This window comes from Micromonospora pattaloongensis (assembly GCF_900107255.1).
Taxonomy (GTDB): Bacteria; Actinomycetota; Actinomycetes; order Mycobacteriales; family Micromonosporaceae; genus Micromonospora_I; species Micromonospora_I pattaloongensis.
The window spans coordinates 974,268-987,288 of the sequence record NZ_FNPH01000001.1; the positions used below are offsets into that span (position 1 = coordinate 974,268).

General features: G+C 73.3%; 11 protein-coding genes. 6 read left to right on the forward strand and 5 right to left on the reverse strand.

What is annotated here, in order from left to right; translation table 11 throughout:
* Window positions 1–86 precede the first annotated feature (86 nt).
* On the forward strand, window positions 87–3,299 hold the full coding sequence (locus BLW47_RS04750) for a UvrD-helicase domain-containing protein (RefSeq protein WP_425435322.1): 3,213 nt from the start codon (window positions 87–89) through the stop codon (window positions 3,297–3,299).
* A 13-nt stretch (window positions 3,300–3,312) separates the two neighbouring features.
* Here the strand turns inward: BLW47_RS04750 and BLW47_RS04755 are convergent, their stop codons facing one another.
* The gene (locus tag BLW47_RS04755; protein ID WP_245736345.1) at window positions 3,313–4,278 is read right to left on the reverse strand and encodes an EamA family transporter; all 966 of its coding nucleotides are present in this window, start codon (window positions 4,276–4,278) and stop codon (window positions 3,313–3,315) included.
* 97 nt (window positions 4,279–4,375) lie between these two features.
* Here BLW47_RS04755 and BLW47_RS24590 point away from each other — a divergent pair, with 97 nt between their 5' ends.
* The 5 genes from BLW47_RS24590 (at window position 4,376) to BLW47_RS04785 (ending at window position 9,665) form a co-directional block, all read left to right on the forward strand.
* Complete coding sequence (locus tag BLW47_RS24590; protein ID WP_139307156.1) at window positions 4,376–4,999, forward strand: LppU/SCO3897 family protein; 624 nt, start codon at window positions 4,376–4,378, stop codon at window positions 4,997–4,999.
* Window positions 5,000–5,138: 139 nt separating this feature from the next.
* Window positions 5,139–5,912: an LppU/SCO3897 family protein gene (locus BLW47_RS25040; protein WP_175543495.1), complete on the forward strand. Its 774-nt coding sequence runs from the start codon at window positions 5,139–5,141 to the stop codon at window positions 5,910–5,912.
* A 166-nt stretch (window positions 5,913–6,078) separates the two neighbouring features.
* Entirely contained in the window at window positions 6,079–7,323 is a 1,245-nt protein-coding gene (locus BLW47_RS04775; protein WP_091552576.1) for an ATP-binding protein, read from the forward strand.
* Window positions 7,324–7,450: 127 nt separating this feature from the next.
* Window positions 7,451–7,996: a DoxX family protein gene (locus BLW47_RS04780; RefSeq protein ID WP_091551773.1), complete on the forward strand. Its 546-nt coding sequence runs from the start codon at window positions 7,451–7,453 to the stop codon at window positions 7,994–7,996.
* Between the two features lie 214 nt (window positions 7,997–8,210).
* A complete protein-coding gene (locus tag BLW47_RS04785) occupies window positions 8,211–9,665 on the forward strand; it encodes a glycosyltransferase 87 family protein (RefSeq protein WP_091551776.1) in 1,455 nt (484 codons plus the stop codon).
* 3 nt (window positions 9,666–9,668) lie between these two features.
* Here the strand turns inward: BLW47_RS04785 and BLW47_RS04790 are convergent, their stop codons facing one another.
* The 4 genes from BLW47_RS04790 to moaC all read right to left on the reverse strand — a co-directional run bounded on the left by BLW47_RS04790 (window position 9,669) and on the right by moaC (window position 12,470).
* On the reverse strand, window positions 9,669–10,106 hold the full coding sequence (locus tag BLW47_RS04790) for a molybdenum cofactor biosynthesis protein MoaE (RefSeq protein WP_091551779.1): 438 nt from the start codon (window positions 10,104–10,106) through the stop codon (window positions 9,669–9,671).
* A 40-nt stretch (window positions 10,107–10,146) separates the two neighbouring features.
* On the reverse strand, window positions 10,147–11,352 hold the full coding sequence (locus BLW47_RS04795) for a molybdopterin molybdotransferase MoeA (RefSeq protein ID WP_175543516.1): 1,206 nt from the start codon (window positions 11,350–11,352) through the stop codon (window positions 10,147–10,149).
* A gap of 150 nt (window positions 11,353–11,502) precedes the next feature.
* On the reverse strand, window positions 11,503–11,982 hold the full coding sequence (locus BLW47_RS04800) for a MogA/MoaB family molybdenum cofactor biosynthesis protein (RefSeq protein WP_091551785.1): 480 nt from the start codon (window positions 11,980–11,982) through the stop codon (window positions 11,503–11,505).
* Window positions 11,979–12,470, reverse strand: coding sequence for a cyclic pyranopterin monophosphate synthase MoaC (moaC, locus tag BLW47_RS04805; protein WP_091551787.1), 492 nt, complete (start codon window positions 12,468–12,470; stop codon window positions 11,979–11,981). Before moaC ends, BLW47_RS04800 begins: the two co-directional genes overlap by 4 nt.
* Between the last annotated feature and the right edge of the window lie 551 nt (window positions 12,471–13,021).

Consider the following 13,021-nt stretch of genomic DNA (forward strand, 5'->3'; position numbering starts at 1 on the left):
GCCGGCACCGACGCGGTCGGCATTGCGCAGATCACGGTCGCGCGTGGCGACACGCCGGCCGCCGGACGGGCATGACAGGATGCGGCGTGCCTCCGTTCAGCGCCGTACCCGCCGGGGGCTCGACCGTGCGCACCGGCTCGTTCGTGGCGGACCTGCACATCCACTCGAAGTATTCGCGTGCCTGCAGCCGTGACCTCAACCTGCCGAACCTCGCGTGGTGGGCCCGACGCAAGGGAGTCAGCCTCCTCGGCACCGGCGACTTCACGCACCCCGCCTGGTTCGAGCACCTGCGGGAGACGCTGCGCCCGGCCGAGCCCGGCCTTTACCGTCTCGACCCCGACGCCGAGCGCGAGATCGCGCGCCGGCTGCCGCCGCGGCTGGCCAGCGTCGCCGAGGCCAACCCCGTGCGTTACCTGCTCAGCGTCGAGATCTCCACGATCTACAAGCGGGACGACCGCACGCGCAAGGTGCACCACCTGATCTATCTGCCGGACCTCGACGCAGTCGCCCGCTTCAACACGGCCCTGGGCCGGATCGGCAACCTCGGCTCGGACGGCCGCCCGATCCTCGGGCTCGACTCCCGCGACCTGCTGGAGATCACCCTCGAGGCCAGTCCCGACGGGTACCTGGTGCCCGCGCACATCTGGACCCCGTGGTTCTCCGCCCTGGGTTCGAAGTCGGGCTTCGACGCCATCGCCGACTGCTACGCCGACCTGGCCGACCACATCTTCGCGGTCGAGACCGGCCTCTCCTCCGACCCTGCGATGAACTGGCGCGTCTCCAGCCTCGACCGCTACCGCCTCGTCTCCAACTCCGACGCCCACTCCCCCGGCGCCCTCGCGCGGGAGGCGACCGTCTTCGAAACCCCGTTGGACTACTTCGCGATCCGGGACGCGCTGCGCACCGGCGACGGGCTGCGGGGCACGATCGAGTTCTTCCCCGAGGAGGGGAAGTACCACGCCGACGGTCACCGGCTCTGCGGCGTCAACTGGCAGCCCGAGCAGACCCGCGCGGCACAGGGGCGGTGCCCGCAGTGCGGGAAGGCGCTGACCGTCGGGGTGCTGAGCCGGGTCGAGGAGCTCGCCGACCGCGCCGACGGCGAGCGGCCGCCGCACGCCCGGGACGTCACGCACCTGGTCCCGCTCCCCGAGATCCTCGGGGAGATCAACGGCGTCGGCCCGAAGTCGAAGACCGTGGAAGGCCAGCTCAACACGGTCGTCGCCGCGCTCGGCGCCGAGCTGGACATCCTGACGACCACCCCGCTCGACGACATCGGACAGGCCGGCGGGGAACTGCTGGCCGAGGCGATCGGGCGGCTGCGCCGCGGCGAGGTGCGCCGCACGCCCGGCTACGACGGGGAGTACGGAGTGATCAAGCTCTTCGACCCGACCGAGCTGCCCCGGACGGGCCGCGCCAGCCAGCCCGACGCGCTCTTCGACGTACCCGCGCCGGACCCGCGGCCGACCGCGGCGCCGGCGCCGAAGCGGAAGCGGACGGCGAAGGCGCCTTCTTCCGCCCCCCAGCGGGTGAAGAACGCCCCGGTCGCGCCGGTGGCGCCGCCGATCGCGCCCCCGCCCTCCCCGCACGAGCCGTTCGAACCGATGCTCGCCGGGATGGAGGAGGTCGGGACCGGGCTGCTGGACCGGCTCGACGCGATGCAGCGGGTGGCGGCGTCCGCGCCGGGCGGGCCGCTGCTCATCGTCGCCGGACCGGGGACGGGCAAGACCCGCACCCTCACCCACCGGATCGCGTACCTCTGCGCCGAGCTCAACGTCTACCCCGAGCACTGCCTGGCGATCACCTTCACCCGGCGCGCCGCCGAGGAGCTGCGCGCCCGGCTCGACACGCTGCTCGGCCCGGTCGCCGAGGACGTCACCGTCGGCACCTTCCACTCGCTGGGTCTGACGATCCTGCGCGAGAACGCCGGCGCCGCGGGGCTGCCCGCCGACTTCCGCATCGCGGACGACACCGAACGGGCGCAGGCCCGTGCGGAGGCCGGCGACAACGAGGCCGCGTACCTGAAGCTGCTGCGCGGAGAGGGCCTCGTCGACCTCGACGAACTGGTCACCCTGCCGGTACGGCTGCTGCGCGACGACCCGGAGCTGGTCGAGCGCTACCGGGACCGGTGGCGGTGGGTCTTCGTCGACGAGTACCAGGACGTCGACGCCGTCCAGTACGAGCTGCTGCGGCTGCTCAGCCCCGCCGACGGCAACCTGTGCGCGATCGGCGATCCCGACCAGGCGATCTACTCGTTCCGCGGCGCGGACGTCTCGTACTTCCTGCGGTTCTCGGAGGACTTCGTCGACGCCCGCCTGGTGCGCCTCACCCGCAACTACCGCTCGTCGCCGCCGATCCTCGCCGCCGCCGTGCAGGCGATCGGGCCGACCACCCTGGTGCGCGGCCGACGACTCGACCCGGCCCGGCTCGACCCGGAGGCGCCGCTGGTCGGCCGCTACCCGGCCGCCTCCGTCGCCGACGAGGCGGGCTTCGTCGCCCGTACGGTCGACGAGCTCGTCGGTGGCGTCTCGCACCGCTCCCTCGACACCGGCCGCATCGACGGGCGCTCCTCGAGCGTCTCCTTCTCCGACATCGCGGTGCTCTACCGCACCGACGCGCAGGCCGCGCCGATCGTCGACGCGCTCACCCGCGCCGGAATCCCGGTGCAGAAGCGGTCACACGACCGGCTGCGCGACCGGCCCGGCGTGGCCGCGATCGCGCGCGAGCTGCGGCACGCGAGCGGGCTGGGCGGGTCGCTCGCCGCCCGGGTCCGCCTCGCCGGGCAGGTTCTCGCCGACCGCTTCGCGATGCCCACGCTCGACGCGACCCCGGCCGTCGCCCCGGCCGACATCTGGGCCGCGGTGGAGGTGCTCACCCCGCTCGCCCAGCGCTGCGGCGACGACCTGCCGCTCTTCCTGTCGCAGATCGCCACCGGCGCGGAGGTCGACGCGCTCGACCCGCGCGCCGAGGCGGTCACGCTGCTGACCCTGCACGCCGCCAAGGGCCTGGAGTTCCCGGTGGTCTTCCTGGTCGGCGCCGAGGATGGCCTGCTCCCGCTGCGACTGCCGGGCGCGACGCCGGACGACGGCGAGGTGGCCGAGGAGCGGCGACTGTTCTTCGTCGGGCTGACCCGGGCGCAGGACCGGCTCTACGTCAGCCACGTCCGACGCCGGCTCCGGCACGGCAGCGAACGCGACTGCGCGCCGACCCCGTTCCTCGACGCGATCGACGCCGGGCTCTTCGAACGCCTCGGCGAGACCGAACCGCGCCGACCGAAGGACCGCCAGCTGCGGCTGCTGTGAACCCGGCCCGGTGTCACCGCCGTTCGGTCGAGACCACCAGCGCGACGCCGACCACGATGATCCCGCCGCCGACGAGGACCGGAACGCTGACCGGCTCGGCGAGCAGCAGCGCGCCGAGCGCCACCGCGACCGCCGGGTTGACGTACGCGTACGTCGAGACCAGCGAGATCGGCGCGTGGTGCAGCAGCCACACGTACGCCGTGAAGGCGACGAGCGAGCCGGCGACCATCAGGTAGAGCAGGGCGAGCCAGGACCGGGTGGAGACCGCGCCGAGGTCGAACCCGCGCTGCTCGCCCCGTGCCACGGCGAGCAGCGCGATCGCGGCGGCGCCGGCGAGCATCTCGTACACGGTCGCCACGAACGGGTCGTCGGGCATCGGGAGCCGGCCGGAGGCGAACGAGCCGATCGACCAGGACGCGGCCGCGGCGACCACCGTCAGGGCGCCGGCGATCGGGACGACGCCGGCCTCGCCACCGGGCAGGATCAGCACGATCAGCCCGGCGAAGCCGACGGCGACACCGGCCACCGTCGCGATCCGGGGCCGGTCGGCGGTGGCCAGGCGCAAGAGCACGACCAGCAGCGGCACGGTCGCGACGAGCAGCGCCGCGATCCCCGACGGGACGGCCACCCCGGGCGGGCCCGACTCGGCCAGCACGACCAGTCCGTTGCCGCCGGCGAGCAGCAGCACGCCGACCAGCGCGGCGGAGCCGAGTTGTCGGGGCGTCACCCGCAGGGCGGAACGGCCGCGCCGGAGCCGCAGGATCACGGCGAGCACCAGGGCCGCGGTCGCGAACCGCGCCGCGGCCGACAGGAACGGCGGCATCGTCTCGACGGCGATGCGGATGCCCAGGTAGGTGGAGCCCCAGACGACGTAGACGATCGCCAGCGCCAGCCAGATCAGTCCCGGTGACGTGGCGGCCGGGACGGGCGCCGGCGGGTGTCCCGGCGACGTTCGCATGCTTCCGGTGGATGAGGTCATCGGAAGATCACGCTACGGTGGCCAGAGGTCGCCGTCCCGAACGGGGTGGGCGTCTCACCTCTTCGTTGCCGGGTTCGTCGCGCAGGAGGACAGCCCCATGCCGCACCGAGGACCGTCCGGCGGTGATCCGCATCCCGGCCGGCGGCCACCGGAGGCGTACGGGCGACCGGCGGAGCCCCGGGCGGCAGAGCCCCGGGCGGCAGAGCCGCGGGCGGCGGGGCCGGACGGCCGCGCCGGGCGGCCTGACCCCGCGGCCGGCGACGGCCGGTACTACGCGGCGGCGGTCCCCTCCCCGGACACCCGGCCGCCGGCCCGATCCCGGCCCCGGTGGTGGATGGTGCTCGCCGTGGTCGTGCCGCTCCTCGTGATCGTCGGGGCCGGAACGGTGATCCGCCTGCTCGGCGGCGACGGGGACACGGCGGCCGGACCGGGGGAGGGCGCGTCCGGGCGCGCTCCCGCGCCGCAGGCCGGCTCGTCGGACGCGCGGTTCGTCAAGGCGGGCGAATGCCTGCGCAACGAGGGGGAGCCGCGCCGGCCGAAGCTGGTGATCGCGACCTGCGGCCCCGCCACGTACGAGGTGTTGGCGCGCTTCGACGGCGCGACGGCCGGGGAGGCGGACGCGAAGCAGAAGTGCCGTGCCGTGCCGGGCTACACCGACTGGTTCTACTTCAAGACGGAGTTCAACGCCCTCGACTACGTCCTCTGTCTCAAGCTGCGGTGATCGCCGGTTTCAAGATCCCGCGACGTGGTCCGGATTGCCCGCGAGCAGGGCGGCTGGCGCGGTCACGCTACCGTGCGGGGAGCACGGGGCGATCACCGACGCCGATCTCCCCTGTACACCCTTCGACGCTAGGAAGATCATGTCCAGCTACGGACCGCCGGGCGCGCCCGGCCAGGGCCAGCCCGACGAGCCGTACGGGCAGCCGCCCCAGCCGCCGGCGCCGCCGCCACCCGGCGAATATCCGCCACCGCCCGCCTATACCCCGCCGCCGGCGCCGGGTGCCCCGGCCGGCAGCCCTCCGCCGGCCGGCGCCTTCCCCCCGCCCCCGCCCGGTGCCTTCCCCCCGCCCCCGCCCGGTGGCTTTCCGCCGCCCCCGCAGGGCGGCTTCCCGGCCCCCGACTATCCGGCGCCGTCCTCCGGCGCCCCGGCGTGGGGTCAGCCGCCGGCGCCCGGCATGCCCGTGCCGCCCCCCGCGTCATCGAAGCGCGGGCTCAAGATCGGCCTGATCATCGGGGCGGTCGTCCTGCTGCTGCTCTGCCTCTGCGGCGGCCTGTTCGTGTACGCGGTGGCGAACTACGAGGACGACGCCGCCGACTCGGTGGCGGCGCCGACGGCCAGCGCGTCGCCGTCGGAGAGCCCGAGCGTCAGCCCGAGCCCCAGCGAGGACGACACCGCCGACGACGATCTGGTCAAGGGCGACTGCGTGGTCAACGAGGGGACCGACTCCGACGCGGAGCTGCGCAAGGTGCCGTGCGGGCCGGACACCTTCGAGATCCTTGCGAAGATCCCCTTCACCACGGATTCGAAGCGCTGCGAGAACCAGTTCATGGGGTCGCCGGAGACGGACACGACCTTCACCAGCGACGGGCCGGGGAGCCTCAACGACTTCGTGCTCTGCATGAAGGAGCGCTGAGCCGCGGCGTCAGCACCAGAGGCCGATAGGAATAACTAGGGCTGTCTAGCGAAAATGCTAGACAGCCCTAGTTATTCCTCGATCCGCGCCGGCCACAGTCGACACGCGCTACCCGCATCTACGTTTGTCTAGCCGTCGAGGTAGACGGGCCGATAGCGTGCTGGGCGTGGATCCGGTCCGCAACCCGTACGCACCCGGCGCCGGGCAGCGCCCACCCGAGCTCGCCGGTCGCGCCCGCGAGCTGGAGGTCTTCGACGTCGTGCTGGAACGGGTGGCCCGGGGTCGCCCGGAGCGGAGTCTGATGCTCACCGGGCTGCGCGGCGTCGGCAAGACCGTGCTGCTCAACACCCTGCGCTCGCAGGCGATCGGACGCCTCTGGGGTACGGGAAAGATCGAAGCCCGTCCCGAGCAGTCGCTGCGCCGGCCGGTGGCCGGGGCGCTGCACATGGCGGTCCGCGAGCTGGCCCCGCACCATCGCGCCCCCGACCGGATCGACGCGTTCCTCGGCGTCCTCAAGGCCTTCGCGCTGCGCGCGACCCCGGCGACCACCACCGGTCGTGCCGCGCCCCGGCTGCGCGACCGCTGGCAGCCGGGGATCGACGTGCCCGCGACCACCGGCCGGGCCGACTCCGGCGACATCGAGATCGACCTGGTCGAGCTGTTCAGCGACGCGGCCGACATCGCCACCGACGTCGGCACCGGCATCGCCCTGTTCATCGACGAGATGCAGGACCTTGGCCCCCAGGACGTCTCGGCGCTCTGCGCCGCCTGCCACGAGCTCTCCCAGCTCGGCGGGGCGCTGATCGTGGTCGGGGCCGGCCTGCCGCACCTGCCCGCCGTGCTGTCGGCGGCCAAGTCGTACTCCGAACGGCTCTTCCGCTACCAGCGCATCGACCGGCTCGACCGCGGCGCCGCGGAGCAGGCGCTCTGTGCCCCCGCGGCGCGCGAGGACGTCGAGTACGAGCCGAAGGCGCTGGAGCTGCTCTACGAGAAATCCGGCGGCTACCCGTACTTCGTCCAGGCGTACGGCAAGGCGACCTGGGACCACGCCCCCAGCTCCCCGATCACCGCCGCGGACGTCCAGGTGGCCGCGCCGGAGGCGGAGGCCGAGCTGGCGGTGGGCTTCTTCGGGTCGCGTTTCGAGCGGGCCACGCCGGCCGAACGCGAGTACATGAGGGCGATGGCGGCGCTGTCTCCGGTGACCGGCGAGTCCGACGGCGCCGGTCGGGACGATATGGACGCCGCGGTCCCGACGGCAGTGATCGCCAGGTCGTTGGGGCGCAAGCCGGCGAGTCTGTCCCCCGCCCGGGACGCCCTGATCAAAAAGGGTCTGATCTACTCCGGCGAGCGCGGCACGGTGGCGTTCACCGTGCCCCACTTCGGCCGCTACCTGCGTACCCAACCGGCCTGAGCCGCGGCGGCCGGGTCCCGCCTACGCCGACGAGCGGCCCCGTCCGTCCCCTGCGGACGTCGGCGCCGGCTGCACCACGTCGGGCATTCCGCGCGTGGAGAGTGGACGCAGCGGGTATGACTGGTCCATGACACCGGTACGCACCGCCGCCCGCGCGCTGCTGAGCGGCATCTTCGTGGTCAGCGGGGCGCGGGCGCTGGCGAACCCCGAGCAGCTCCTGCCACGCGCGAAACGGGTGACCGACCGGGTGTCGCCGTTGCTGCAGAAGCTCGACGCGCGGCTGCCGAGCGATGGCCGGACGCTGGTGCAGATCAACGGCGCGGCGCAGCTCGTCGGGGGCGTGCTGCTCGCGACCGGCCATGCCACCCGACCGGCCGCGGCCGTGCTGGCCGGCTCACTGGTTCCCACCACAATGGCCGGACATCCCTTCTGGACGGTGGACGACCGTGTCGAGCGGCAGACCCAGCAGATACATTTCCTGAAAAATTTGGGCCTTCTGGGCGGGCTGCTGCTCGCGGCGGCGGACACTGAAGGGCGACCGGGCCTGCGGTGGCGCACGACACACGCCGTGGACGACGGGCGGCGCGCGCTGCGGCGCACCGTCCGCTCCGCCAAGCGGGACGCGCGGATCGCGGTCCGGTCGGCGGCGGCCGCGCGGCACCTACCGGGGTGACCACCGTCGATACGGACGTTTGATAATTTGTAGGCATCGGGTGGTGGCAACCACCTGAACGGCACTCGCTGCGTTATCCGGTGGTAAAAGTCGCGAACCAGTGTGGGATCGGACACGGTCGGGTAACGCGCCCAGCAATCACCAGGCGCACCGTTCTAGGCTCATGGATGGACCTGGGCGGGAAGCACAACATTGGTACGGGGGTGGCCACGCCATGCCGGCGACCGTCGGGACGCGGACGAGCCGCCTTGCCCCAGTCCGTCGCATGACCCGTGGGATCGACCTTCGGACGGTGGTACGGCTCGGCATCGTCGCCGGCGCCTTCTACGCTGCATGGCTCGCCATCCAGACGTTCGGGCGTCCGTACAACTTCTTCGACATGAAGATCTACCACGGGGCGGTGGTCTGGTGGGCAGGCGGTAACGATCTCTACGAGTTCATCGCGCCGCTGACGACCCTCGGTTTCACGTACCCGCCGTTCGCCGGCCTCGTGATGCTGCCGATGGCGGCCCTGCCCACCGAGGCGGCGGGCTGGGTCAACGTCGCCGCCAGTCTGGCCGCGCTCGCGGTCGTGCTGGCCGCGCTGCTGCGGCCGATCGCCGACCGGCTGGGCTGGTCGCGTTGGTTCGCGGTCGCGCTGGCGGTGCCGCTCGCGACCGCCATCGAGCCGGTCCGGGAAACCCTCGGCTACGGGCAGGTCAACCTCCTGCTGTTCGCCCTGATCATGGCCGATCTCGTCGCGCTCCGGTGGCGCGCCCGCGGCGGCGCGCGTCGGGAGGAGACGGCCGGCCTGCTGCGCCGGTTCTGGCTGAGCGGGGCGTGGGCCGGCGCGGGTGTCGGGCTGGCCACCTCGATCAAGCTCACCCCGGCGCTGTTCATCGTCTACTTCGTCGTGACGAAGCAGTGGCGGGCCGCGCTGACCGCCGTGGGCACGGCGTTCGGGGTCACCGTCGGGACGTTCCTGGTCGCGGGCCGCGAGTCAGCCACGTACTTCACCAGCGTGCTCTGGCAGACCGAGCGGGTCGGCGCCGCCGACATGACCCCCAACCAGTCCCTCGCCGGCGTACTCGCCCGGCTGTACGACTCGATCGAGACGCCGGGGCTGCTGTGGCTGTCGTTCGCGCTGCTGATGCTGGCGCTCGGGCTGTCCCGGGCCTCGCACGCGCACGCCGACGGTGACGAGTTGACCGCGTTCACGCTGATCGGTCTCACCGCGAACGTGATCAGCCCGATCTCCTGGTCGCACCATCTGGTCTTCGTGATCCCGGCGATCGTGGTGCTCGCGGACGCGGCGCTGCGGCGGCGCGGCGCCAGCCGTGGGCTCGCGTACCGCGGCGCGCTGTCGGGCAACCCGGGCATCGTCGGCGTGACCGGGCTGCGCAGCCCGATCTGGTTCCCGATCCTGACCGGGTTCCGGCACGCGACAGCGGCGGTCGGGCTCTACGTGCTGTTCCTGGTCTCGCCGATCTGGCCGTACGAGCACCAGCTGTCACAGGGGGTCTCGCACTACCAGGACGGGCTGTTCGGCCTGCTCATGGAGAACTCGCTGGCGCTGGCGCTGATCGTCCTGGTGGCGGCGCTGCCATGGCGGCCCGGCGCCGAGCCCGCTTTCTACGGCGAGTACGGCGTGCGCCTCGACCGGCGGCCGGTGGGCCGCGTCGCGGCGTGACCCTCAGGGACAGTTGACCCACTCTTCGGCGCCGTCGGCGAACACCTGCCGCTTCCACACCGGAAGCCGCGATTTGACCTCGTCCACGAGCCGGGCGCAGGCCGCGAAGGCCGCCGCCCGGTGCGCGGTGCTCACCGCCGCGACCAGCGCGACGTCGCCGATCGCCAGCGTCCCGGCGCGGTGCGAGACCGCCACGGCGTAGACGTCGGGGTCGGCCGCGATCTCCGCCGCCACCTCGCCCAGCACGCCGGCGGCGCTCGGGTGCGCCTCGTACTCCAGCAGCGTCACCGTCCGACCGTGGTCGTGGTCCCGCACCACACCCTGGAAGGAGACCACCGCGCCGGCCCGGCGGTCGGCGACGGCCGCCTCGTGGGCCGCGAGGTCGAGCGGCTGCGTGGTCACCGCGCAGAGCGGGACGCGTACGGTCGTCGAGGAGGTCATCGCGGGGCCCTTTCGTCCCGTACGGATCGCCGCAGCCGGTTCACGGGCGTTCCCCGGCGGCCAGCGGCAGCGGCGCGAGCAGAACGCGCGACCCCGCGTCGCCGTTCGTCCCCGGCGGGATGACGGCGAAGCCGTCGGCCCGGGCGAGACCGCGGAGCATGGCCGAGCCGACGTGCCGCAACGGGCGCGCGGTCCCGTCGCGGGGATCGACCCGCACCAGCGCCAGGTGCGTGTAGTCGCCCCGGCCCGGCACGGGTTCGGCGAGCGTCACCCGCGGCAGCGTGGGCTCGGGCCGCCCCTGCAGGCCGGCGACGAGCGGCGCGACGAGCGACACCAGGGCCACGATGGCGGACTGCGGATTGCCGGGCAGGCCGGCGACGAACCGGGGCCGGCCGTCCGCGCCGCGCACCCGGGCCAGCAGCATCGGAAACCCTGGCCGTACGGCCACCGTGTTCACGACGTACTCCGCGTCCAGCTGCCGCAGCGCCGGATGCAGGTGGTCGACCGGGCCGTGCATCGTACCGCCGGTGGTGCAGACGAGGTCGACCTCGGCGAGCGCGCGGCGCAGCGCCCCCACGTGCGCGTCGAGCGTGTCCTCGACCGGGCCGATCACGTTCTGCGGATCGACGCGGACGCCGTAGCGGCGCAGCCACGCCGGGACGGCGGGCCCGAGCGCGTCCCGGACACGGCCGGCGCCGGGCGGCCCGGAGGTCAGCAACTCGTCCCCGAAGACGAGCAGCGCCGCGCGCGGCGCCGGACGGACCCGCAGCAGGTCGTGACCGCACGAAGCGGCGAGTCCGATCACTCCGGGGTCGACCGGGGTGCCCGCCGGGAGCAGCTCCTCACCGGCGGCGGCCTCCTCCCCGGGCGTACGCCATTCCGGCTGTAAGCGGGGCGTGCCGCTGATCCGCCCGTCCGGCGTACGGGAGCTCTCCTCCACCCGCAGCACCGCCGCCGCGCCGTCCGGCACCATCGCCCCGGTCGCGATCTCGACCGCGGTGCCGTCCTCGGTCAACGGCGCGGGCGTGCCGCCGGCGAGCACCCGCCCGACCGGCCGCCACGGTCCGGCGCCCCGGACGGCCCAGCCGTCCACGCTGGAGGTGGGGAAGGCCGGCAGCGCGGTCCGGGTGGTCAGCGGCGCGGCGAGCGTGTGCCCGTCGGTCAACGGCAGGGCCAACTCGACGGCGTCCGGCGCGGCGGCCAGCCCGGCGGCGTGGACCCGGGAGCGGGCCTCGTCCCAGGCGATCGGGGCCGGCGCGGGCGTGTGTTCTGCCGCGACGGCGCTGTGTGCGGTCACCCGCCGAGCCTATCGTCGGCGGTCCCGCCGCCGAACGATCCGGTCACGCGCGATCGACGGGAGCCCCGGCGGTGTCAGCAGCGGGTCAGTGGTGCCGTGTCACGGCGCGGGGTGGTCGCCGCCGCGCAACTGGTCCACCGTGTGCGCCAGGATCGGCCCCAGCACCGCGAGCCCGTCCCGCGCGCCCCCGGTCGAGCCGGGCAGGTTGACCACGAGCGTGCGGCCCGCCACCCCGGCGATCCCCCGGGACAGGGCGGCGGTCGGCACCTTCGCCCGGCCGTGGGCCCGGATCGCCTCCGCGATGCCCGGTATCTCGTAGTCCAGCACCGTCCGCGTCGCCTCCGGGGTGCGGTCGGTGGGGGTGACACCGGTGCCGCCGCTGGTGACCACCACGTCCACGCCGTCGGCCACCGCACTGCGCAGCGCCGCGGTGACCGGGTCACCGTCGGGGACGACGATGGGGTCATCGACCCGGCAGCCGAGGTCGCGGAGTCCGGCCACGAGAAGCGGGCCGCTGGTGTCGGCGTACACGCCGGCGGCGGCGCGGTTGGAGGCGACGATCACCCGGGCCCGGATCATCCGCGCTCCCCGGGTCGCGTCCAGTGGCCGGTCTTGCCGCCCTCCTTGCTCAGCACCCGTACCCGCTCGATCGACGCGGCCGGGTCGACGGCCTTGACCATGTCGATCAGCGCCAGCGCGGCGCTGGCGACGGCCGTCAACGCCTCCATCTCCACGCCGGTGCGGTCGGCCGTCCGGGTCGTGGCGGTGATCTCGACCGCGTCGACGTCGAGACGCAGGTCGACGGCGACGCCGTGCAGGGGGATCGGATGACACAGCGGGATCAGGTCCGGGGTGCGCTTGGCGCCCATGATGCCGGCGATCCGGGCGACGGCCAGCGCGTCCCCCTTCGGCAGGCCGTCGCGGCGCAGCAGCTCGACCACGTGCGCGGTGGTCTGCACCCGCCCGGCGGCGACCGCCCGCCGCGCGGTCACCCCCTTGGCGGTCACGTCCACCATGCGGGCGGCTCCGGTCTCGTCGACGTGCGTCAGGTGTGCGGGATCGGTCACCGGGGGAGCGTAACCAGGAGCCGGTCGTCGCGCCCGTATCGGCGGGCCCGACAGGGGTGGACTATTGCGTCGGAAGACACCCGGCGGGGCGGCGCGTCGCCGGATACGTGATATTGAGCGTGCGACTTGGACGGTCGCCGGTCGCGTGCGGTAATGGACGCGTTCGCGCCAACCTTTGGACCGCTTTAAACGATGACAAAATGAACACGAAGCGCCCGATTGGTAACGGAGTGGTGTGCCGCCGGATCAGGCCGGATGGCCGCCACCGGCCGCCCTCGCGGCATTCCGACTTTCGCTCTGCGTCGCCATTTGGTCACCGAGATTAGATGAAGGCGTTTACGATTCGCAATTCATGAAAAGACCGACATATCATCATTCACAAATGGCCGTCCTCGCATTTACTCTTTGATCAGTTCGCCACGGGATACCCGACATCCGGCACCCCGAGTCGGCGAATTAATCCAAAGTTCAGCTTGGCGATTGATGAGAGGTGTGACATGCGCGACTACGACTGGCGGTGAATGGCTATCTTGGCCCGATCTGCAGATTCC